Here is a 22,180-nt window from a genome sequence, read left to right as displayed (position 1 = left end):
GCGCGCACGGCCGCCCGACCTCAGACCGACGCCGGTTGGGCGGCCGGTTCCTCGTCGACCACAGCGCCGGTGAACTGCGAGCGGTAGAGCCGGTGGTACGCGCCCTGGGCGACGAGCAACTGCTCGTGGGTGCCCTGCTCGACGATCCGACCGTTCTCCATCATGAGGATCAGGTCGGCGTCGCGGATCGTGGAGAGCCGGTGCGCGATGACGAAGCTGGTCCGGTCCGAGCGCAGCGCGGCCATCGCCCGTTGCAGCAGCACCTCGGTGCGGGTGTCCACCGAACTGGTGGCCTCGTCGAGGATCAGCAGCGACGGCTCGGCGAGGAACGCCCGCGCGATGGTGATGAGCTGCTTCTCGCCGGCGCTGACGTTGCTGCCCTCCTCGTCGATGACCGTGTCGTAGCCGTCCGGCAGGCTGCGCACGAACCGGTCCACGAAGGTGGCCCGGGCCGCGGTGAGGATCTCCTCCTCGGTCGCGTCCGGCCGCCCGTAGGCGATGTTGTCCCGGATGGTGCCGCCGAACAGCCAGGTGTCCTGGAGCACCATGCCGATCCGCCCGCGCAGGTCGTCGCGGCGCATCGCGGTGATGTCCACCCCGTCGAGCGTGATCCGGCCGGCGTCCAGCTCGTAGAACCGCATCACCAGGTTGACCAGGGTGGTCTTGCCGGCACCGGTCGGGCCGACGATCGCCACCGTGTGCCCCGGCTCGGCGACCAGCGACAGGTCGTCGATCAGCGGCTTGTCCGGCTCGTAGCGGAACGAGACGTGGTCGAACTCGACCCGACCGTGCGGGTCGGTGACCCGGGCCGGCGCGACCGGGTCGGGGGTCTGCTCGTCCGCGTCGAGCACCGCGAAGACCCGCTCGGCCGAGGCCACCCCGGACTGGAGCAGGTTGGCCATCGAAGCGAGTTGGGTGAGCGGCTGGGTGAACTGTCGGGAGTACTGGATGAACGCCTGCACGTCGCCGAGGCTCATCGTGCCGGACGCGACCCGCAACCCGCCGACCACGGCGATCGCCACGTAACTCAGGTTTCCGATGAACATCATCGACGGCATGATGATCCCGGAGATGAACTGCGCCCCGAAGCTGGCTCGGAACAGCTCCTCGTTCTTCGCGTGGAACGCGGCCTCGACCTCACGCTGCCGGCCGAAGACCTTCACCAGCTCATGACCGGTGTACGCCTCCTCGATCTGGCCGTTCAACTCGCCGGTGTGCGTCCACTGTGCGATGAACTGCTTCTGCGAGCGCTTGGCGATGCGCTGGGTGACCAGCACCGACAGCGGCACCGCGACCAGGGCCACCAGCGCCAGCACCGGCGAGATCCAGAACATCACGGCCAGCACGCCGACGACTGTCAGCAGCGAGGTGAGCAGCTGGCTGAGGGTCTGCTGGAGGCTTGTGGAGATGTTGTCGATGTCGTTGGTGACCCGGCTGAGCAACTCACCGCGCGGCTGCCTGTCGAAGTAGGGCAGCGGCAGCCGGTTGAGCTTCTCCTCCACCTCGGCGCGCAGCCGCAGCACGGTGCGCTGGACCACCCCGTTGAGCAGCCAGCCCTGCCACCAGGACAGCAGGCTCGCGGCCAGGTAGAGCCCGAGCGCCAGCAGCAGCACCCGACTCAGGGCGCTGAAGTCGATGCCCACCCCGGGCACCACGTCCATCCGGGCCAGCATGTCGGCGAAGCTGTCGTTGCCGCTGGCCCGGGCCGCCGCGACGGCCTGCTCGGCGGTGGTGCCGGCGGGCAGTTGCCGGCCGATCACCCCGCTGAAGATCAGGTCGGTGGCGTGGCCGAGGATCTTCGGCCCGGCCACGCTGAACCCGACGCTCACCAGGGCCAACGTGATGATCGCGGCCAGGTGCAGGCGGTGCGAGCGCAGCCGGCCGAGCAACCGTCGGACCGACGGCCCGAAGTTCATCGACTTCTCGGCGGGCATCCCGGCGCTCATCCATCCCGGGCCACCGCCCTGCCGGCCGGGCGGCAGTCGCTTCGGCGTCGCTTCGCCACCGGGCTGTTTCGCGTCGCCTCCCGGCGTCCGTCCGTCGCCGGCCGGCTTCTGACTGGGTACGGCCGCAGTGCGCGGCTCGTCACGCTCGCTCATGCCGGCACCTCTGTCGTCTGCTGCGAGGCCACGATCTCGGCGTACGTCGGGCAGGTGTCCAACAACTCGGCATGTCGTCCCACTCCGACGACCCCTCCGTCCTCAAGAACGATGATCTGGTCGGCGTCGATGATCGTGGAGACCCGCTGGGCCACGATCACGACCGCCGACTGCGCGGTGACCGGCCGCAGTGCCGCTCGCAGACGCGCGTCGGTGCCCAGGTCGAGCGCGGAGAACGAGTCGTCGAAGAGGTAGATCTCCGGCTGCCGGACCAGGGCTCGGGCGATGGCCAGGCGCTGCCGTTGCCCACCGGAGACGGTGGTGCCGCCCTGGGCGATCGGGGCGTCCAGCCCACCGGGCATCTGGGCCACGAAGTCCCGGGCCTGGGCGATCTCCAACGCCGTCCACAGCTCCTCGTCGGTGGCGTCCGGGTTGCCGTAGCGCAGGTTGCTGGCGACAGTCCCGGTGAACAGGTACGGCCGTTGCGGCACCAGGCCGATGCGCCGCCACAGCTCGTCCGGCGCCAACTCCCGCACGTCCACCCCGTCGACCAGCACCGCGCCGTCGGTGACGTCGACCAGGCGGGGAATCAACGACAGCAGCGTCGTCTTACCGGCGCCGGTGCTGCCGATGATCGCCGTGGTGGTGCCCGGGGTCGCCCGGAAGGAGATGTCGCGCAGCACCGGGTCCACCGCGCCCGGGTACTGGAAGCGCACCCGGCGCAGCTCCAGCTCAGCCCGGGTGGGCAGCTCGGTGACCGGCTCGGCGGCGGGGACCACCGAGGAGTCGGTGTCCAGCACCTCGACGATCCGCTCGGCGCAGACCGCCGCCCGCGGCACCATCATCAGCATGAAGGTGGCCATCATGACCGCCATCAGGATCTGCATCAGGTACTGCAGGAACGCGGTGAGCGCGCCGATCTGGATCGCGCCGGCGTCCACCCGCTGCGCGCCGAACCAGAGCACCGCCACGCTTGAGACGTTCAGCACCAGCATGACCACCGGGAAGATCAACGCCAGCAACCGCCCGGTACGCAGCGCGGTGGCGGTCAGGTCGGCGTTGGCGACGCCGAAACGGTCCGTCTCGTACGGCTCGCGGACGAACGCGCGGACGACCCGGATGCCCGTGATCTGCTCCCGCAGCACCCGGTTGACCGTGTCGATCCGAGTCTGCATCAGCCGGAAGCCCGGCACCATCCGACGGATGATCGCGCCGAGGGCGATGGCCAGCACCGGCACGCTGACCAGCATCAGCCAGGAGAGCCCGACGTCCTCGCGCAGCGCCATGAACACGCCACCGACGCTCATGATCGGTGCGGCGACCAGCATCGTGCAGCTCATCAGCACGAGCATCTGCACCTGCTGCACGTCGTTGGTGTTGCGGGTGATCAGCGACGGCGCCCCGAACCGGGCCACCTCGCGGGCGGAGAAGCGGTTCACGTGGCCGAACAGCTCGGCGCGCACGTCGCGGCCGAAGCCCATCGCGACCCGGGCGCCCAGGTAGACGGCGGCGATCGAACAGACGATCTGGATCAGGCTGACCAGCAGCATCCAGCCGCCGGTGCGCACGATGTAGTCGGTGTCGCCCCTGGCCACGCCCTGGTCGATGATGTCCGCGTTGAGGCTGGGCAGGTAGAGCGAGGCCATGGTGCCCACGAACTGGAGCAGCACGACCGCCAGCAACGGTCTCTGATAGGTGCGCAGTTGGCCGCGCAGGAGTCGGATCAGCACGCCGGGTCCTTCGTTTCGGTAGGGCGTCCGGTCATCCGCGGGTCGTCTCCGCTGCCGATGACCTCAAGCAGGAACTCCCGGATCACCTGGGCCTTCACCGGGTCGGCGTCGACCGAGGTGATGGGGCGCCCGGAGTGGATCATGGCGTTGAGTGCCGCCACCCGCTCCCGACCGGCGGGGGTGATGGCGAGTCGGATGCTGCGCCGGTCGCTGTCGTCGCGCTGCCGCTCGACCAGACCGTCGCGCTCGAGCGTGTCGACGATGCCGGTCAGGGTCGCCGGGCGGACGAACCCCTTCTCTGCGACCGCCCGGTGCGGCAGTTCGCCGTGTCGGGCGAGCGTCATCAGGGTCACCATGCCGGCATGGGTGAGGCCGTGCTCCTCGGCGAGATAGCGGTTCCACCGCTGTTCGACGAGGTGCCCGGCCACCAACAACAGCCGGCCGAGTGGCACGTCCTGGAGGGTCACGAGTTCCACGACGTGCACATTAGCTCCCTGATAGTCAGGGGCCAAACGAAATTGCCGCAGCAGTGGCCACGAACACGATCTGGAGGAGCGTCCGCTGCGCCAGTGGGGTCACCGGACGTCCGGCGAGGGTCAGCCTCCGGCGGGCGGCTGAGACGTTGGCCGGGAACATGACGAGCATGAGCAGGCCGAGCCCGGCTGCCGCCACCCGGGCGGTCGCCGGCACCAGCAGGCCGACCGCGCCGATCAGTTCCAGTGCGCCGGTGACGGTGACCAGCAGGTCCGGCCGGGGCAGGCGGGGTGGAACCATCGCGATCAGGTCGGCACGGCGCTGGCCGGCGAAGTGCGCGACGGCGGTCAGCGCGAACATCACGGCCAGCCCGACGCGCAGCGCGCCAATCCAGTCGTCCAGTGCGGAGATGCCGGCCAGGCCGGCCAGTCGGGCCAGCGCGGTGCCGACGATCAAGGCGATCAGGGGTGCCATCGGAATCCTCCTCTGTGAAACTTGCCAGTGACAAGATTGCACGCCAAGGGAGGATCTTGTCAATGGCAAGTTAGGATTCCCGCATGACCGACACGCGCGCCTACCACCACGGCGACCTGCGCCGCGCCCTGCTCGCCGCGGCGCTGGAGGCCATCGAGGAGGTTGGACCCGCCGCGCTGAGCCTGCGCGACCTGGCCCGTCGGGCCGGTGTCTCGCACGCCGCGCCCGCACACCACTTCGGCGACAAGGCGGGCCTGCTGACCGCACTCGCCGCGCAGGGCTTCGACCTGCTGGCCCAGGCGTTGACCGAGGCGGCTGACGACCTGTTGGAGGCCGGTGTCGCCTACGTCGACTTCGCCGTCACACGCCGCGCGTACTTCGAGGTGATGTTCCGGCCGGAACTCCACCGGGCCGACGACGCCGAGCTGATCGCTGCCCGGGGCCGGGCCGGCGCCGCGCTCCGGTCCGGGGTGGCGGCACTACCCACCGGCGGCGCACCCGCCGACACCGACCGGGACGCGCTCGCGGCCTGGTCGATCGCGCACGGCTTCGCCACCCTCTGGCTGGCCGGCGCCCTACCCGACCGAGTCGGCGACAACCCCCGCGAAGCAGCCCGCACCGTCCTACGCCGCCTATCACCCCAACCCCACCCCCACCCCCGCCCCTGACCCGTGTTGATCATGAAGTTGTTGCCATGACACGCCGATGTGGGAGGCAATAACTTCATGATCAACTGAGGTCAGGGGTGGGGTGGGGGTGGGGTCGGGGTTACCAGCTGGTGGGGAGGGGCATTCCTTCGGTGAAGCCGGCGGCGCTCTGCACGCCGACGATCGCCCGCTCGTGGAACTGGGTCAGGTTTCGTGCACCGGCATAGGTGAAGGCGCTTCGTACCCCGGCGATGATCTCGTCGATCAGGTCCTCGACACCGGGGCGGGCCGGGTCCAGGTGCATCCGGGCCGAGGAGATGCCCTCCTCGAACACCGCCTTGCGAGCCCGGTCGTACGGGCTGTCGTCGGCGGTTCGGGCGCTGACCGCCCGAGCCGAGGCCATCCCGAAGCTCTCCTTGTACCGCCGGCCGTCCGCGTCGGTGTACAGGTCACCGGGGGACTCGTAGGTGCCGGCGAACCAGGAGCCGATCATCACGTTCGACGCGCCGGCGGCGAGCGCGAGCGCTACGTCCCGGGGGTGCCGCACCCCGCCGTCGGCCCACACGTGCCGGCCCAGTTGGCGGGCGGCGGCCGCGCAGTCGAGTACGGCGGAGAACTGCGGCCGACCCACGCCGGTCATCATCCGCGTGGTGCACATCGCGCCGGGTCCGACGCCGACCTTGATGATGTCCGCCCCCGCCTCCACCAAATCGCGTACGCCCTCGGCGGTGACCACGTTGCCGGCCGCCACCGGCACCCCCGGGTCCAGCTTGCGGACCGCCTGGAGTGCGGAGATCATCCGCGCTTGGTGGCCGTGCGCGGTGTCCACGACCAACGTGTCCACGCCCGCCTCCAGCAACGCCGAGGCCTTGCCGGTCACGTCACCGTTGATGCCGACGGCCGCCGCGATCCGCAGCCGGCCCCGGTCGTCCACGGCCGGCGTGTAGAGGGTGGCCCGCAACGCGCCCTGTCGGGTCAGCACCCCGACCAGCCGGCCCTCGGTGTCGACCACCGGGGCGAGTCGGCGACGGCCCGCCGAGAGCCTGTCGAACCCGGTGCGCGGATCCGCGTCCGCCGGGACGGTGTGCAGCTCGGTGGACATCACGTGACGCAGCTGGGCGAACCGGTCCACGCCCGTGGTGTCCGCCTCGGTGACCACGCCCATCGGCCGGCCGGCGTCGTCGACCACGATCACCGCACCGTGCGAGCGCTTGGGCAGGAGGTGGATGGCGTCGCCCACGGTCTCGGTCGGGCCCAGCGTGATTGGCGTGTCGTAAACCAGGTGGCGCTGTTTGACCCAGGCGACGACATTCGCCACCACCTCGATCGGAATGTCCTGCGGGATCACCGCGATGGCACCCCGGCGGGCGACCGTCTCCGCCATCCGCCGTCCGGCGACCGCTGTCATGTTCGACACCACCAGCGGAATGGTGGTGCCGGTGCCGTCGCCGGTGGAGAGGTCGACGTCGAGCCGGGAACCAAGGTCGGAGCGGGCCGGCGCCATGAAGACGTCGGTATAGGTCAGGTCGTGCGCGGGAGCCGCGCCGTGAAGGAACCGCACCCGGCAATCATTCCCGCTCACGGTCGGTTCCACCGCCGGTGGTAGTGGAAAACACTCGCACCGTCGTTGGTCCTGGTCCCGGTGGCATCCTCGGTGCTCGCCGTACGAGCCGGTCATGCCGCCAGGAGTGCCACGGCGAGGCCGGCCATCACGACGGCGATGATCGCGTCCAGCACCCGCCAGGCGATGGCACGGGCCAGCAGCGGTGCGAGGCGCTGCGCGCCGACGCCGAGCGCGGTGAACCAGACCGCACTGGCCAGGGTGGCGCCAGCGCCGAAGACCCACCGATGTGAGTGTTGTTGGGCCACGCCGCCGAGGAGCAGCACGGTGTCCAGGTAGACGTGGGGATTCAGGTAGGTGAGGGCGGCGCAGGCGAGCAGGGTCGCTCCCAACGTTGTCGGCGGCCGATCGGTGGGCAGCAGGGCGCCGGGACGCAGGGCGCGGCGGGCGGCGAGCCCCGCGTAGCAGAGCAGGAAGGCCGCACCGCCCCAGCGGATCGCCACGAGGAGGCCCGGTCGGTCGGTCACCAGCGAACCGAACCCAGCCACCCCCGCCATGATCAGCAGCGCGTCCGACGCGGCGCAGGCCAGCACCACGGGTACGACGTGCTCGCGTCGGAGGCCCTGTCGCAGGACGAAGGCGTTCTGGGCGCCGATGGCGACGATGAGGGCGATGGCGATCGAGAAGCCGGCGACGGCGGAGGTGAGCACGGACTCGACGCTAGGGCTGCCGGCAGCCATCAGTCCAACTAAAGATTCTGACGTAACCTAAGCTCTGCTGATGCATGGTCTTGACTCGACGCAGCTGCGGACGCTCGCGGCGGTGGTGGCGGAGGGCAGCTTCGACGCGGCAGCCCAGCTGCTGCACGTCACACCGTCGGCGGTGAGCCAACGGATCAAGGCGTTGGAGGAGACAGTCGGCCAGGTGCTGGTCCGCCGCGCCCGACCGTGCGTGGCAACCGACGCGGGCCGCCCGCTGCTGCGCCTGGCCGGCCAGCTGGCGCTGCTCGAACGGGAGGCGCTGGCCGATGCTCGCGGCCCGCTGGCCGGCGGTGGCCTGATCCGGGTCGCCGTGGTGGTCAACGCGGACTCGCTGGCCACCTGGTTCCCCGCCGCGCTGGCCCGGTTGCCGCAGCGGGCCGGGCTCTCGTTCGACCTGAGGCAGGACGATCAGGATCACACAGCCGAGTTGCTCCGCGACGGTTCGGTGACAGCGGCGGTCACCGCCCAGCGGGAGGCCGTGCAGGGCTGCCGGGTGCTGCGGCTCGGAGTAATGCGCTATCGCGCGCTCGCCACGCCGGAGTTCGCGGCGTCCCACTTGGGTGAGGGATTCACCGCGTCCGCGCTGGCGGGCGCGCCGCTGCTCGTCTTCGACCGGAAGGACCGGGTGCAACACCGGTTCATCCGGGCGGTGACGGGCCGGCCGCTCGACCCGCCGGTGCACTACGTGCCGTCGGTGCCGGCGTTCAGTGCGGCGATCCGGCTCGGGTTGGGCTGGGGCCTGGTGCCGGAACAGATCGCCGGGGATGACCTGGCCGCCGGTCGCTGTGTCGACCTCGCGCCGGGTCGCCACCTGGACGTCCCGCTGTACTGGCAGCACTGGCGGCTGGAGTCCGACGTGCTGAACGCCCTGACCGCCGCCGTCCGCGCGGTTGCCACCGAAACCCTGCGCTGACTGCCCGCCGGGCGGCTCAGGCGATGGTGCAGATGGGGGCGCCAGCGGTGATCACGGCACCGACCTCGGCGCTGAGACCGCTGACAGTGCCCGCCTTGTGCGCGTGCAGCGGCTGCTCCATCTTCATCGCCTCCAACACCACGACCAGGTCACCCTCGGCCACGGTGTCGCCGTCCGCCACGGCGACCTTGACGATGGTGCCCTGCATCGGCGAGGTGAGCGCGTCGCCGCCGACCGGTGCGCCGGCCTTGGCGCCGCCGCCGCGCCGGGTCGGCTTGCGAGAGGCGGGTGCCGCGGTGGTCGTACTCCCGCCGAAGCCGGCGGGGAGGCTGACCTCGAGGCGCTTGCCGCCCACCTCGACCACGACGGTGTCGCGCCCGGCCGGTGCCTCGGCGGCGCCGGCGGCGGCGGTGAAGGGCGGCACGGTGTTGTGGAACTCGGTTTCGATCCACCGGGTGTGCACTGTGAACGGCTCGGCGGTGAACGCCTCGTCCCGCACGACGAGCCGGTGGAACGGCAGCGCGGTCGCCATCCCGTCGAGGACCATCTCGTCGAGGGCGCGGCGGGCGCGCTCCAGCGCCTCGGTCCGCGTCTCACCCGTGATGATCACCTTGGCGAGCAGTGAGTCGAAGTTGCCGCCGATCACGTCACCGGCCGAGATGCCGGTGTCGACCCGCACACCCGGCCCGGTGGGTAGGCGCAGCGCGGTGACCGTGCCCGGGGCGGGCAGGAAGTTGCGGCCCGGGTCCTCGCCGTTGATCCGGAACTCGATCGCGTGCCCGCGCGGCGTCGGGTCCTCGGTGATCCGCAGCTTCTCGCCGTCGGCGATCCGGAACTGCTCGCGGACCAGGTCGATGCCTGCGGTCTCCTCGGTGACCGGGTGCTCGACCTGGAGTCGGGTGTTGACCTCCAGGAAGGAGATGGTGCCGTCGACGCCGACCAGGTATTCCACAGTGCCGGCGCCGTGGTAGCCGGCTTCGCGGCAGATCGCCTTCGCGCTCGCGTGGATCTGCGCGCGCTGGGCGTCGGTGAGGAACGGCGCGGGCGCCTCCTCGACGAGCTTCTGGTGGCGTCGCTGCAACGAGCAGTCCCGGGTGCCCACCACGATCACGTTGCCGTGCTGGTCGGCGAGGACCTGCGCCTCGACGTGCCGGGGCTGGTCCAGGTACCGCTCGACGAAGCACTCGCCCCGACCGAACGCCGCGACCGCCTCGCGGGTGGCCGACTCGAACAGCTGGGGGATCTCCTCCATCGTGCGGGCGACCTTGAGGCCGCGCCCGCCGCCACCGAAGGCGGCCTTGATGGCCACCGGCAGGCCGTGGTCGACGGCGAACGCCATCACCTCGTCGGGGCTGGCCACCGGGTCGGGGGTGCCGGGGACCAGCGGCGCGCCGGCCCGCTGGGCGATGTGCCGGGCGGTGACCTTGTCGCCCAGGTCGCGGATCGCCTGCGGGGTGGGGCCGATCCAGGTCAGCCCGGCGTCCGTGACGGCCTGGGCGAAGTCGGCGTTCTCGCTGAGAAAGCCATAACCCGGGTGTACGGCGTCGGCGCCGGCCCGAGCGGCGACGTCGAGCAGCTTGTCGATGCGCAGGTAGGTCTCGGTCGCGCTGTCCCCGCCGAGCGCGTACGCCTCGTCCGCGAGGGTGGCGTGCAGGGCGTCGCGGTCGGAGTCCGCGTACACGGCGACGCTGCCCAGGCCAGCGTCGCGGCACGCGCGGATCACCCGGACGGCGATCTCGCCGCGGTTGGCGATGAGTACCTTGCGCACCTTCGTGGCTCCTCCCGGGCAGGTTACTGACGGGGAGTGTATCGGCCGCCCAGGACGCCCCTAACGATCGCTCAGTGTGGGATGCCGCACTGCACCCGGCACGGTTTAGTCAAACTTGGCTATTACGCTTATCGGGTGTCTTCGACTCGGATGATGATTCTCGGTCTGGTGCGGTGGATGCAGCCCGTGCACGGCTACGACGTGCGCCGCGAGCTGCTGAGCTGGAGCGCCGACAAGTGGGCGAACGTGCAACCCGGATCGATCTATCACGCCCTGCGCAAGCTCACCGAGGAAGGGCTGCTCCGGGCCGTCGCGACCGAGCAGGTCGGCGCCCGTCCGGCGCGCACGACGTACGAGGTGACCGTCAAGGGGGAGGACGAGTTCGAGACGCTGCTGCGCAACCTCTGGTGGAACATCAGCGAGCCGACCGACCCCTTCACGGCGGCGTTCTCCTTCCTGCCGGCGATGCCGCGCGCCGAGGCGGCCGCGGCCCTGCGGAACCGGGCCAACCTGCTCCGCGCCAACGTCGCCTCGATGCGTGCCTCGTTGGATTCGGACTGGATTCGCAGCGCCAAGCCGGTGCACGTCAGTTGGATGATCGAGCTCTGGTCCGCCCGCGCGGAGGCGGAGATCGGGTGGTGCGAGCGGATCGCGGAACGTGTCGAATCCGGAGTGTCGTACCTGCCTGCTGAGCTGGAGAACGCGGATGGTTGGCCGGGGTGGCGGGACGGCGAGGAGCGGCCTGCACCCGACGCGTAATAATCAACGTTGACTAAAAAAGCTATATCGCGTTAGCCTGCTGACGGCACAGCGGGGGAGTGCGCCGTCCGGCGTCGTCCCACTCGACGGCCGGCTCGACCGGCCCGAACGACCAGGAGCAGAAATGATCGAGACCAGGGGGCTGCGGAAGTCGTTCCGCTCCCGCGCGGGTCGAGAGACGAAGACGGTGGACGCCGTGCGGGGCGTCGACCTCGAGGTCGCCAAGGGCGAGATCTTTGGCTTCCTCGGCCCGAACGGCGCCGGCAAGACCACCACGCTGCGGATGCTCGCCACGCTGATCGAGCCGGACGGCGGCGAGGCCACCATCGCGGGTGCCGACCTGCGCAAGGACCCGGCCGAGGTGCGCCGCCGCATCGGGTACGTCCCGCAGGGCGGCAGCACCTGGGACGAGTCCACCGCCCGCGAGGAACTGGTGCTGCACGCCCGGATGTACGGCATCAGCAAGGCCGACGCGCAGCGGCGCGCGGCCCGCGCCCTCGATGCCTTCCAGCTCACCGAGTACGCCGACCGCAAGTGCAAGACCTACTCGGGCGGCCAGCGCCGCCGGGTGGAGATCGCCCTCGGCATCATCCACGAGCCGAAGATCGTCTTCCTGGACGAGCCGACCACCGGCCTCGACCCGCAGAGCCGCGCCCACATGTGGGACGAGATCCGGCGGCTACGCGGCGACGGGATGACCGTCTTCATCACCACGCACTACCTGGACGAGGCCGACGCGCTCTGCGACCGGATCGCGATCATGGACAACGGCGAGGTGGTGGCCGAGGGCACGCCGACCGAGCTCAAGCGGGAGATCTCCGGCGACGTGGTGCTGGTCGGCCTCGACCTGGCCGCCACCCCGCAGGCCGCCCAGACACTCGACGGCGAGCCGTACGTCAACAAGCTGGAGACCGTCGACGAGGGCGGGCTGCGCCTCTACGTCGACGAGGGCGCCACCGCCATTCCGCAGGTGCTGCGCCGACTCGACCACGCCGGGCTGGAACTGCGCTCGATCGAGCTGCACCGACCCAGCCTGGACGACGTCTTCCTCACCAAGACCGGCCGCTCGCTGCGCGAGTCCTGACCACCGGAGACGACTCTCATGAAATTCGCCCGTGACACGTGGCTGATCTTCCAGCGCCAGATCCAACTCCTGCTGCGCAACCCGGTCTGGGTCTTCGTCGGCGTGTTCCAGCCGGTCATGTACCTGCTGCTCTTCGCCCCGCTGCTCAAGCCCGCACTGAACGCACCTACCCAGGCGGCCGCCTACAAGATCTTCGTACCGGGTCTGCTGGTGCTGCTGGCCATCTTCGGTGGCCTGTTCCAGGGCTTCGGCCTGATCGCCGAGCTACGAGCCGGCGTCATCGAACGCTCCCGGGTCACCCCGATCAGCCGGCTCGCCCTGCTGCTCGGGCGCTCGCTGCGGGACGTGGTCTCGCTCCTGGCGCAGGCGGTCATCATCACGCTGCTGGCGCTCATCTTCGACCTGCGGGTGTTCATCGGGGACCTGCTGCTGGCGTACCTGATGCTCGCCCTGATCGCCCTCATGACCTCGGCCGTCTCCTACGGCGTCGCCCTGAAGGTCAAGAGCGAGGACGCGCTGGCCCCCCTGATGAACACCGTGGCGCAGCCGGTTCTGCTGCTCTCCGGCATCCTGCTGCCGCTGACCTTCGCACCCGGCTGGTTGCAGGGCATCGCCAACTGGAACCCGTTCTCCTGGGCGGTCGACGGCACCCGGGCACTGTTCGCCGGTGACCTGGGCAGCGACAAGGTCTGGCAGGGCCTCAGCATCACCGCGGTCCTCGCCGCGCTGGGCGTCTACTGGGCCGCGCGCCAGTTCGCCCGCAGCGTCCGCTGACGCTGGTTGTTGATATTGGGGTGTCCCCTGGTGGGGACACCCCAATAGGCGTGTTCGGCGGTTGCCGTTCGTCGGCGGTCAGCGGACCCGGGCGAGGGTGAGGCCGTCCGCGATCGGCAGCATCACCGGGTCCACCCGTACGTCGGCGAGGACCTCATCGTTGAACGCGGCGATGGCCCGGTCACCGGCGTCCTGCGGGGCGATGACCCGCCCGCCACGCAGCACGTTGTCGACGGCGATCACCCCACCCGGACGCATCCGGGGCACCAGCTCCGCCCAGTAGATCGGGTAGCCGGTCTTGTCCGCGTCGATGAATGCGAAGTCCAGGTGCCGCTCGTGCGGCAACTCCCGCAGCCCGTCCGCGGCCGGGCCGATGCGCAGGTCGATCAGATCTTGCACGCCGGCCCGCGCCCAGTAACGCCGGGCGATGCCGGTGAACTCCTCGGAGATGTCGAAACAGGTCAGTCGCCCGCCCTCGGGCAACCCGCGCGCGATCGCCAGCGAGGAGAGCCCGGTGAACGTGCCGACCTCGACGGCCTGCCGCACGTCGAGCAGCCGGGTGAGGAACGTCAGGAACGCGGCCTGCTCGGGAGCCACCTGCATGGTCGCGTGCTCCGGCAGCACCGACCGGGTCTCTTCGGCCAGGTCACGGATGATCTCGTCCGGCGGGGAGCCGTGTGCGACCAGATAGGCGTGCAGCTCGTTGGTGAGCGGGATCGACTTGGTGGTCATGACCGGACGTTACCGATCGGCTCGACCGTTTGGCCGCCCGGCGCCACAGTCGTCCACAGGTCGGTGATCCGCAGACCCAGCTCGGCGAGAAGCCGGCGCAGTAGCGGCATCGACAGCCCGATCACCGTCCCCGCGTCACCCTCGATCCGCTCCACGAACGGCCCACCCAGCCCGTCGATCGTGAACGCGCCGGCCACCGCCAACGGCTCACCCGTGGCCACGTACGCGGCGATCTCGTCATCACTGATGTCAGCGAAGTGGACCGTGGTCGACGCGACCGCCTCCGCCCGCCGCCCCGCGGCAACATCAACCAGGCAGTGCCCGCTGTGCAGAACACCGCTGCGCCCCCGCATCCGCAGCCACCGCCGGGTCGCGTCGGCCGCATCCGCCGGCTTGCCGAGGATCTCCCCGTCGAAGGCCAGCACCGAGTCGCAGCCGATCACCAACGTCCGCTGATCGGCGGCCGGACTCAGCCGGGTCACCACCGCCTGCGCCTTCAGACGAGCCAACTCCAGACACAACTCCTCGGCCCGCTCGGCCACCACCAAAGACTCGTCCACCCCGCTGACCAGCACCTCCGGTTCGACGCCGGCAGCCTGGAGCAACTTACGACGGGCAGGGCTCGCCGAAGCGAGCACGAGGCGGAGCGGCAAGGTCTCAGACACGAGCCCGACGTTACCGTCCAGCCCCCACCAAGACCCACAACCCGCCCCAGCGCGGGCTGCCCGGCGCGCCGGCTGCTCGGTGGCCGGGCGTCCTTGATCCACTCGGCTTTCAGGAAAATGCGGTGTCCCCTTGCCCCGAAGACCGCGGTCTCCTGAAAGCCGAGTGGATCACCGCCCCACCGCGGCAGCCCAGCACGAGGATCGACTCGGTGTCGGCGATGTCGGGGTATCCCTCTGCCCAGGACACCCCGAAATCAAGAAACCCGAGTCGAACACCGCTTCGTTGATCGATCAGCGACTGATTCTGGGCGGCGGACCATCAGACACGCCGGTGGCACGACAGGCCGCGCAGATCTTGGACAGTTTCCGTTCACTGCTGACGGAAACTGTCCAAGATCTGTGACTATTCGCCGAACGACCCCGCGCCAGGGCCTTGATGGTCGGGCCACCGCGACCCACTCCCCGTCGGATAGCGCGACATCATGAAACCCGGGTAGATCACCGTTTCGTTGATCGATCAGCGACTGATTCTGGGCGGCGGGTCATCACCACGGCGGCGCCGCCGCGCTATCACGGCCCATCCGACCCCGACAGCCACGATCACCCCAAGGGTGGCCAGGCCGCGGGCGGTCGCGCCGTCGCTCTCGTCACCCGGCTGGGCGCCAGCCGTCGTAGTCGGGCCAGCACCGGCCGGAGCGCTCACCGACTCAAACCCCAGCGGCGGTACGTCTGCCGTCAGCGCCGCCACAAGATCGATCACCCCGTAGCCGTACTCGTCGTCGCGCCCAGGTGGACCCTTGTCGACGGCGGTGGCCGTAAGCCGGTGCGCCACCTCTCGGGCCGGCAGGTATGGGTACTTGGACCTGATCAACGCAGCCGCACCCGCCACGATCGCCGTCGCGCTCGATGTCCCAGTGCCCTTCGAGTATTTTCCGCCGTAGCTGGTGCTATAGATATCGACCGCAGGAGCGACCACATCGATCTTCGGCCCAGTGACCGAGATGGCAGCATGTAGTCCAGTGCGATCGACACCGCCAACCGCTATAACACCCTCTTCGCCAGCCGGATATGCAGTTGGACTGTGGGGCGCGTTGCCTACCGATGCCACAACTGTGATGTTTGCTGCGAGAGCGGATTTGATTGCACGGACGAGGCGTGGTGTCGATGCGCCCCCGCTTGAGATGCTAATGACTTGAGCGCTGTTCGCAGTCGCGTATTCGACGGCTGCGGCGAGATCGTCGGCTTCGCCGAAATTGTCCGCACCAGCCGCCTTTATCGGGAGAACCTTGGATTTAGGTGCAATTCCGAGGGCGCCCAAATTTGTGCCCCTGCCGTGTGCCGCAATCAACCCTGCCATGCTTGTGCCATGACTGTTCGAGTCCTGCTGGCCATCTCCCTCACCCGTTACGGTATCTGTGCCCTTGAGTAGATTCTTCCGGAGGTCGGGATGAGGATCAACGCCAGTGTCCGGAACTGCGACAATGACACCCTCGCCCTGGCTAATCGTCTGTGCTTGAGAGACGTTTAGGAAGCGAAGGTGCCACTGGTCGTCTCGGATACGCTCGGCTTGGTCGATCCTTAACACGCCGTGCTTTAAAAACGGCCGGTTCTCCGTGATCGACCCGAGGGCGGTGATTGGCAGGACCATCGTGACTGCCATGGCTCGGATAATAAATTGCATTACCGCGCGAAGCCGATGGCCGGGCCCGGATCAATGGGTCCTTCGTCGTCCGGGGGTCGGACTACGGGAGTCACCCCCTTTTCCGTCTCCCACGGGTTATCGGGGTCCCAGTGGGGTGAGCTGCTATCGGCCTGTGTCCGGGCGATCGGCCGAGCAGGGTTTGGCTGCATGTAAGCAGGACTCGTCAGGCCGGGACCACCGCCGATCGGTGGGACGTTCTGTGCCGCTGAAAGGCCGCGACCCGCGCTAGGTCGAGAACCAGCCCCTCCGCTAGGTGCTGTGCCGGCGCCCCCGCCCCCGATCACGCCGCCAATCGGGTTGACGCGGCGAGGTGAATTCGTGCCTGACCCAGGCTGCCCCAAACCGATTGTTGGTGGACCTCCGATGATGCCTCCCGGTGGCATGGCTCTATTGGAAACTGGTGGCGTCGAGCGATGGGTAGGGCTTTCGGTCCCGGCCTGTGGCCTGCCGATTGACCCTGGCGGGGCCTGGGGGGCAAGCCCGCCAATAGGTCGCATGGAGATGCCGGTCGGCGGGCTTATGGAAGCGCCGGGGGAGGCCGGTGAAGGGTTTGCCAACCCGGCTGGAATTTGGTTTGGCGTGCTCGGTGTTAAGGCAGTGCCCGCTCCACCCAATACGGGCCCTAGGCTCGGAGGAGTCAGAGTAGGCGTAGGGCCTGCAGGAACTGCTGTCGGGGTTCGCGATGGCGGGGCTGCCGGCGCGATCGGCACTGCGACGACCGGGGGAATGAGCGGACTTGGCGCGGTCGTCTCGTAAACGTCCGGATCATTCGGCTGATGTCCGGGTCGACGAGGCGGTGGCGGTGGTTTTTGGAGGGTTGCTTGGGCTTGTTGGAGTTCGCTGCTCAGGTTGAACATCATGGATCGGGCCTGCACGTTCAGCCGTTCCAGTTCCCCATCAGCAACAGGCGGCGCCGTGGCCCGGTTGCCCATCACCGCTTTCGGGTCGGCGACCATCGACTCGTACGCCTGTTTTTGCTGGAACTTGGTCGCGTACTCCTCGTAGATCTTGCCGAGTGCGGCGCGGGTGGTGCCGATGGCCTGGGTTGCGGCGGAGAGTGCGGTGTAGTTCGCGGCGGCGGCGTCGTGGGTGCGTTGGACCTTGTCGATGAGTTCGTCGAGTTCGGCGAGGTACGTGCGGGAGGCGGCGCTTGTTTCGGGGGGCCATGCCTCGGCGAGTCCACGTCGGTACTGCTGGAGGCGGCCGAGGTGGGTTTGCGCCAGGTCGCAGACCTTGCGCCAGCCGGCTACCTGCTTCCAGTGGTTGGCGGTGTCGTGGTCCTGGAGGCAGGCCCACATGCTGTTGACGTCCATGAGTTGCCAGTCGGTGAGGCCGGAGGTGCGGCCGGTGCCCCGTTCGATCACGGCAGCACCACCGGCCCTGGGGCGTCGGGGCTGGTCGGGTCGGTCAGGGTCGGCGTCGGGCCGCCGGGGAGGACGCTGGCCGGGTTGGCGAGGGCTCGTTGCACGTCCACCACTCGGGCGGCGGTGAAGGCGTCGCTGTCGGCGTAGTGGGTGGCGACCTGGTCGGCGGCGGCGGCGAGGTGGCCGGTGGCGCCTCGGACGGCGTAGACCATGTCGGCGGTGGCCTGCTGCGTCTCGTGGTGGGCGTGCAGGAAGGTGACCAGCTCGATGAAGGCGTCGCACGGGTTGGGCAGCTTCGCGGACATGTCTTCGGCGATGTACGACAGGTGTGGCGCGTAGTTGCTCTCGACCTCGGCGGCGAGCCGGTCGGCGAACTCTCTGAGCTGGCTGATGTCAGCTTCGATGCCGCCGTAACCGCGTAGCCAGGGTGCTGGCCGGTCCTCTTCGGGGATCATGGACCCTCCCTACCCGTAACGGCACCGTTTCCCTGAGTGAGATTAACGGCTCAACGCCCCCCTGGCAGCCCCCGTACGGCGGGGTCTCGGGTCAGCGGGGCAGGCCGGCTGCGCGCCAGCCACGGGAATTGCCCGGTCGTGCGCTGCGCGCCCAGGCGGAAGCGGTCGCCGGAGCGGGGGTGGCGGCAGGACGGGACCGGACGATGATCGCCCCCACCAGAGCGGCCAACTCCTCGGCGGTGGGCACGCCGCGGACGACCCGGAACAGCGGCTCTTCGGCAGACATGACGCCAGGGTACGCGGCGCGAAGTTACCCGAAGCGCACAGTGGCGTGCCGGCGGTGTGAGCGTCGGCCGGTCCGGGTACCGTCTCACCGATGTCGAACGCGCTTCCCCAACTTGTCGCTGACCGATACCGGCTTCTGTCGCCGCTCGGCCAGGGTGGCATGGGCCGGGTGTGGAAGGCGCGCGACGAGGTGCTGCACCGCGACGTCGCCATCAAGGAGTTGGTGCCGCCGCCGGGTCTCACCGATGAGGAGCGCCGCGAGATGCGCGAGCGCTCGTTGCGGGAGGCGCGGGCCATCGCCCGGCTCAATAACGCCAACGTCGTCCGCATCTTCGACGTGCTGCGCACCGACGGCGATCCGTGGATCGTCATGGAGTACGTGGCGTCGAGGTCGTTGCAGGACACTCTCGCCGAGGACGGCCCCGTGTCGGTGGCCCGGACGGTGGAGATCGGCCTGGGCGTGCTGGGTGCGCTGAGCGCCGCACACAAGGCGGGCGTCATGCACCGCGACGTCAAGCCCGGCAACGTGTTGCTCGGTGACGACGGCCGGGTGGTGCTGACCGACTTCGGGCTCGCCACCATCCCCGGCGACCCGAACGTGACCCGCACCGGCATGGTGCTCGGCTCACCCGCGTACATCTCGCCGGAGCGGGCCCGGGACGGCACCGCCGGGCCGGAGGCCGACCTGTGGTCGTTGGGCGCGACGCTCTACGCGGCGGTCGAGGGCAAGTCGCCCTACGCGCGGCCGTCGGCGATCGGCACCCTGGCCGCGTTGGCCACCGAGCCCATTCCGCCGCCGAAGAACGCCGGGCCGCTCAAGGCCGTCCTCAACGGGCTGCTGCGCAAGGACCCGAACGAGCGGATCACCGCCGAGGTGGCGGAGCGGTTGCTGCGCCGCGCCGGGGGCAAGCGGTCGCGCGGGATCTCACTGCTTGATGGCGTACGCCGGCCTGGGCCGAACGGTCCGCGCGAGCCGCGCCTGCCGGTGGTGCCGGCCCCGCGACCGTCCGAGGGTGTCGACCGGCCGGTGTCGCCGGCCGCCGCCGCGAGCACCTCGGCCGCCACCTCCGCTACCGCCGCGACCCCCACCGCCGATGCCACGCCGACGGCCGTCGTCTCTCCCGACGCGGCCGCCGACCCGACCGCGCTGGTGCCGGCCGAGCCGACCGCAGCGACGCCGGCGGAGCCGACCGCCACGATCGACCGCCCGTCCGAGGTCGAGCCGGCCGAGGCCGAGCCGACCGCGAAGGTCACGGCCGCGCCCGACAACAGCGGCGACGGTACGACGAACGTCGACGACGAGCCGACTGTTGTCGATGGTCCGCCGGTGGCTCCGGAGCAGCGCAAGCCGACCACGCCGACGTCGCTCATGCCGCCGGTGAGTCCGGCCGGCCGCGCGGCGGTGCCGCCCTCGGACGGCACGAAGCCGAACAACACCCGACGTAACCTGCTGATCGGGGCTGTGGTCGCCCTGCTGCTGATCGGCCTCGTGGTGGTCGTGCCGATGCTGACCACTGACGACGACAAGACTCCGCAGGCCAACCCGACCGGTGCCGCCGCGACCTCGGCGCCCGCGCCGAGCTCCGCTGCGCCGGCGCCCACCACCGGTGCCCCCAGCGCGACGCCGTCGGCCACGCCCTCGGTCGACCCGAACGCGTTGCCGGCGGGCTGGAAGCTGCACCGGGACCCGGCCGGCTTCGCCCTGCCGATCCCCGACGGTTGGGTGCGCCGCGACGCTGGTCGGAACACTGTCGTCTTCGACGAGGTTAACGGGCCTGGGGAGCTGCTCGTCCAGTGGACCCCGACGCCGAAGAACGACGCATACGCCGACTGGAAGAGCATCGAGGGCGGCCGCAAGAGCGAAGTCAAAAATTATCAGTACCTAGACATCGTGCGCTGCGACTTTTGGAAGACCTGTGCGGACTGGGAGTGGCTGGAGACCCGCGACGGGCAGCGGATCCACGTTCGTAACCGTGGGTTCGTGACGGCCAAGAACCGGGGGTACGCCCTGCGGTGGGAGATCGCGGAGAAGGACTGGCAGGCCAACCTGCCGAACTTCGACCGGATCGCCAAGGGTTTCCAGCCCGACCGCAAGGACTGAAACTCATTCGCATGACCTTCCGACGTCGTGGGTAAGTGACCTTCGACGACGGAAGGAGGCACGACATGGGTTACCGACGGAGGGACACTCGGCCCCGGCTGGCACTGTGGATGCTCGTGGCGCTCGGCGACGCGATCCTGTTGCTGGTCAGCGCGGGGGTTTCGGTGCTCGTCGCACTGCTCGGCGTCGTGATCGTTGCCGGCTTTGGCGTTGCTGCCTGGCGGTTGACCCGCCGGGGCGCGCTGGCCCGCGAGGAGGCCGTGGTGCCGGCGTTGAGCCGACGGAGGGCCTGACCGGTGGTGTGGCGGCAGCCGGACCGATTGTCGACCGTGTGGTGACCGTCGATCCCGCTGCCGCCAACGGCCCGGTCAGGTGTTGTTGGCCAACGCGATCAGGCGGCTCCGGTCACCGTTCCAGTAGTTGCGGTCCACGTTGCCGCTGATCCCGGAGACGACGCCGGTGCTGGTGTACTGCCAGAAGCTCCACACCGACGCGCCGGCCGGCAGGGCGCCGGGCGTGCTCGACCAGCGGGCCAGCCAGAGCGGGTGGTTCGCCCACGGGCCGGTCCAGCTGCCGGTGCACTGGTTCCACCAGCTCGTGGTGGTGTAGATGACCGCGTACCGGCCTGTGCGGGAGCGGTAGGTGTTCAGGAAGTCCTGCACCCAGTTGCGCATCCCGGTCGTGCTGAGCCCGTAGCAGTAGCCGCCGGCGTACGGGTTGCCCTCGATGTCCAGCGCGGCCGGCAGGGTGCGGCTGTCCGCGGACCAGGCGCCGCCGTTGGAGGCCAGGTAGTTGGCCTGGGTGGAGCCGGCGGAGATGTTCGGGCGGGCGAAGTGGTACGCCCCGCGGATCACCCCGGCGTTGTACGAGTTGACGTAGTTGGCGTTGAAGTTCGGGTCCTTGTAGCTGGTGCCCTCGGTCGCCTTGATGAAGGCGAACTGGATGCCCGCGTTGCGGACGCTCGTCCAGTTGATGGTGCCCTGGTAGCGGGAGACGTCGACACCGGGTGTGGTGGCGGCGGCCGCCGGTCCGGCGGTCGCGACCAGGGCCGCCGCCGCGGTGGCGAGGACGGTGAGGCCGGCCGCGAACGCGCGGCGCAGCGATGATCGGGTACGGGCCATGAGTGCCTCCAAGGACGTCGCTCTATCGACGTCCATCTTTGGAGGTAAGTGCCCTAGATCACAAGGGCGACTGAAGAAAGTTTCATCAACAGGTGTCGGTCGCCCGGCGATCGGAGCGGAACGAGTCAGCTCAGGGTGGCCGGGTCGAGCTGCCAGCGGAACGGCTCGACGATGGTCAGGGTCTCGCCCGCCTTGGCAACCTGGTCCTCGACGTAGTGCTCGCCGTCCAGCCGGTAGAGCCGCAGCGAGTGACCGTCGCCGTCCTGCTCGACCAGCAGATACCAGGGGATTCGCGCGATGGCGTAGAGCTGCATCTTGACCAGCCGGTCGGCGGCGGCGTTGCCGGGCGAGACGATCTCGCCGACGAGGACCACCCGGTCGGGGTCGAGGAAGGTGCCGTCGTCATCGACATCGGTCACAACGAGGTCCGGAATGACGACTCGATCGATGCCGAGCCGGACGTTGATCGCGTCGTAGACCGACAGGCCGTGGAAGTCTGCCGCTGCTTCGATGCTGTTCGCCAGTCGGCGCGACACCCGCTGGTGCCGTCGGCTCGGGGCAGGGCTCACCAGCAGGCTCCCGTCGAGCAGTTCGATCCGGTCGGGCGTTTCGCCCAAGGCGAAGTAGTCGGCCTCGGTCCACAGGCCGATGTGCGGCTCCAGGGGCGCTGCGCTCACCCGCGTTCACCTCCCGCTCGACTCGCCACCCGAT

21 protein-coding genes are annotated in these 22,180 nt (G+C 69.7%); 7 read left to right on the top strand and 14 right to left on the bottom strand.

Features of this window, described 5'->3' with window-relative positions; genetic code table 11:
* Window positions 1-20: 20 nt before the first annotated feature.
* Genes IW248_RS21165 through IW248_RS21150 form a run of 4 tightly spaced genes read right to left on the bottom strand, consistent with a single transcriptional unit; the run spans window position 21 to window position 4,777 of the window.
* Window positions 21-2,099 (bottom strand): ABC transporter ATP-binding protein, encoded by a 2,079-nt coding sequence (locus IW248_RS21165; RefSeq protein ID WP_372432685.1) that lies wholly within the window; start codon window positions 2,097-2,099, stop codon window positions 21-23.
* On the bottom strand, window positions 2,096-3,829 hold the full coding sequence (locus IW248_RS21160; protein ID WP_196928378.1) for an ABC transporter ATP-binding protein: 1,734 nt from the start codon (window positions 3,827-3,829) through the stop codon (window positions 2,096-2,098). The genes IW248_RS21165 and IW248_RS21160 overlap by 4 nt, the downstream gene beginning before the upstream one ends.
* Entirely contained in the window at window positions 3,823-4,305 is a 483-nt protein-coding gene (locus tag IW248_RS21155) for a MarR family winged helix-turn-helix transcriptional regulator (protein ID WP_124823088.1), read from the bottom strand. Before IW248_RS21155 ends, IW248_RS21160 begins: the two co-directional genes overlap by 7 nt.
* 25 nt (window positions 4,306-4,330) lie before the next feature.
* Window positions 4,331-4,777, bottom strand: coding sequence for a DoxX family protein (locus IW248_RS21150; RefSeq protein ID WP_196928377.1), 447 nt, complete (start codon window positions 4,775-4,777; stop codon window positions 4,331-4,333).
* Window positions 4,778-4,860: 83 nt separating this feature from the next.
* Here IW248_RS21150 and IW248_RS21145 point away from each other — a divergent pair, with 83 nt between their 5' ends.
* Complete coding sequence (locus IW248_RS21145) at window positions 4,861-5,445, top strand: TetR/AcrR family transcriptional regulator (RefSeq protein ID WP_196928376.1); 585 nt, start codon at window positions 4,861-4,863, stop codon at window positions 5,443-5,445.
* 100 nt (window positions 5,446-5,545) lie between these two features.
* Here IW248_RS21145 and IW248_RS21140 read toward each other — a convergent pair whose 3' ends face one another.
* Entirely contained in the window at window positions 5,546-6,985 is a 1,440-nt protein-coding gene (locus IW248_RS21140; RefSeq protein WP_196928375.1) for a GuaB1 family IMP dehydrogenase-related protein, read from the bottom strand.
* Window positions 6,986-7,098: 113 nt separating this feature from the next.
* Window positions 7,099-7,695 carry a LysE/ArgO family amino acid transporter gene (locus IW248_RS21135; RefSeq protein WP_196928374.1) on the bottom strand — a complete coding sequence of 199 codons (597 nt, stop codon included), beginning with the start codon at window positions 7,693-7,695 and terminating at the stop codon, window positions 7,099-7,101.
* Between the two features lie 70 nt (window positions 7,696-7,765).
* Between IW248_RS21135 and IW248_RS21130 the strand changes: the two genes are divergently transcribed.
* Window positions 7,766-8,659 (top strand): LysR family transcriptional regulator ArgP, encoded by an 894-nt coding sequence (locus tag IW248_RS21130; RefSeq protein ID WP_196928373.1) that lies wholly within the window; start codon window positions 7,766-7,768, stop codon window positions 8,657-8,659.
* Window positions 8,660-8,675: 16 nt separating this feature from the next.
* Here IW248_RS21130 and IW248_RS21125 read toward each other — a convergent pair whose 3' ends face one another.
* A complete protein-coding gene (locus IW248_RS21125) occupies window positions 8,676-10,427 on the bottom strand; it encodes an acetyl/propionyl/methylcrotonyl-CoA carboxylase subunit alpha (RefSeq protein ID WP_196928372.1) in 1,752 nt (583 codons plus the stop codon).
* Window positions 10,428-10,577: 150 nt separating this feature from the next.
* Here IW248_RS21125 and IW248_RS21120 point away from each other — a divergent pair, with 150 nt between their 5' ends.
* The 3 genes from IW248_RS21120 to IW248_RS21110 all read left to right on the top strand — a co-directional run bounded on the left by IW248_RS21120 (window position 10,578) and on the right by IW248_RS21110 (window position 13,044).
* Window positions 10,578-11,186 (top strand): PadR family transcriptional regulator, encoded by a 609-nt coding sequence (locus tag IW248_RS21120; RefSeq protein WP_196930297.1) that lies wholly within the window; start codon window positions 10,578-10,580, stop codon window positions 11,184-11,186.
* A gap of 124 nt (window positions 11,187-11,310) precedes the next feature.
* The gene (locus tag IW248_RS21115; protein ID WP_124823256.1) at window positions 11,311-12,270 is read left to right on the top strand and encodes an ATP-binding cassette domain-containing protein; all 960 of its coding nucleotides are present in this window, start codon (window positions 11,311-11,313) and stop codon (window positions 12,268-12,270) included.
* Window positions 12,271-12,288: 18 nt separating this feature from the next.
* Window positions 12,289-13,044: an ABC transporter permease gene (locus IW248_RS21110; RefSeq protein WP_196928371.1), complete on the top strand. Its 756-nt coding sequence runs from the start codon at window positions 12,289-12,291 to the stop codon at window positions 13,042-13,044.
* A 78-nt stretch (window positions 13,045-13,122) separates the two neighbouring features.
* Here IW248_RS21110 and IW248_RS21105 read toward each other — a convergent pair whose 3' ends face one another.
* The 5 genes from IW248_RS21105 to IW248_RS21085 all read right to left on the bottom strand — a co-directional run bounded on the left by IW248_RS21105 (window position 13,123) and on the right by IW248_RS21085 (window position 18,248).
* A complete protein-coding gene (locus IW248_RS21105) occupies window positions 13,123-13,776 on the bottom strand; it encodes an O-methyltransferase (protein ID WP_091394411.1) in 654 nt (217 codons plus the stop codon).
* Window positions 13,773-14,441 carry a Maf family protein gene (locus tag IW248_RS21100; protein WP_196928370.1) on the bottom strand — a complete coding sequence of 223 codons (669 nt, stop codon included), beginning with the start codon at window positions 14,439-14,441 and terminating at the stop codon, window positions 13,773-13,775. Before IW248_RS21100 ends, IW248_RS21105 begins: the two co-directional genes overlap by 4 nt.
* A gap of 517 nt (window positions 14,442-14,958) precedes the next feature.
* The gene (locus IW248_RS21095; protein WP_231396381.1) at window positions 14,959-16,101 is read right to left on the bottom strand and encodes a S8 family serine peptidase; all 1,143 of its coding nucleotides are present in this window, start codon (window positions 16,099-16,101) and stop codon (window positions 14,959-14,961) included.
* A gap of 1,402 nt (window positions 16,102-17,503) precedes the next feature.
* The gene (locus tag IW248_RS21090; protein WP_196928369.1) at window positions 17,504-17,962 is read right to left on the bottom strand and encodes a hypothetical protein; all 459 of its coding nucleotides are present in this window, start codon (window positions 17,960-17,962) and stop codon (window positions 17,504-17,506) included.
* A 91-nt stretch (window positions 17,963-18,053) separates the two neighbouring features.
* On the bottom strand, window positions 18,054-18,248 hold the full coding sequence (locus IW248_RS21085; RefSeq protein ID WP_124823399.1) for an acyl-CoA carboxylase subunit epsilon: 195 nt from the start codon (window positions 18,246-18,248) through the stop codon (window positions 18,054-18,056).
* A gap of 90 nt (window positions 18,249-18,338) precedes the next feature.
* Here IW248_RS21085 and IW248_RS21080 point away from each other — a divergent pair, with 90 nt between their 5' ends.
* Both IW248_RS21080 and IW248_RS21075 read left to right on the top strand, forming a co-directional pair.
* Complete coding sequence (locus IW248_RS21080) at window positions 18,339-20,348, top strand: serine/threonine-protein kinase (protein WP_196928368.1); 2,010 nt, start codon at window positions 18,339-18,341, stop codon at window positions 20,346-20,348.
* A gap of 65 nt (window positions 20,349-20,413) precedes the next feature.
* Entirely contained in the window at window positions 20,414-20,641 is a 228-nt protein-coding gene (locus IW248_RS21075) for a hypothetical protein (RefSeq protein WP_196928367.1), read from the top strand.
* A 75-nt stretch (window positions 20,642-20,716) separates the two neighbouring features.
* On the opposite strand, the gene IW248_RS21070 is transcribed toward IW248_RS21075, so the two are convergent.
* A complete protein-coding gene (locus IW248_RS21070) occupies window positions 20,717-21,469 on the bottom strand; it encodes a GH25 family lysozyme (RefSeq protein WP_196928366.1) in 753 nt (250 codons plus the stop codon).
* Window positions 21,470-21,594: 125 nt separating this feature from the next.
* Window positions 21,595-22,146 (bottom strand): Uma2 family endonuclease, encoded by a 552-nt coding sequence (locus IW248_RS21065; RefSeq protein WP_196928365.1) that lies wholly within the window; start codon window positions 22,144-22,146, stop codon window positions 21,595-21,597.
* Between the last annotated feature and the right edge of the window lie 34 nt (window positions 22,147-22,180).

Source organism: Micromonospora ureilytica, from assembly GCF_015751765.1.
Classification (GTDB): Bacteria; Actinomycetota; Actinomycetes; order Mycobacteriales; family Micromonosporaceae; genus Micromonospora; species Micromonospora ureilytica.
Note: the sequence above shows the minus strand (reverse complement) of the source record. Positions and strands in the feature narration are given on the sequence as shown.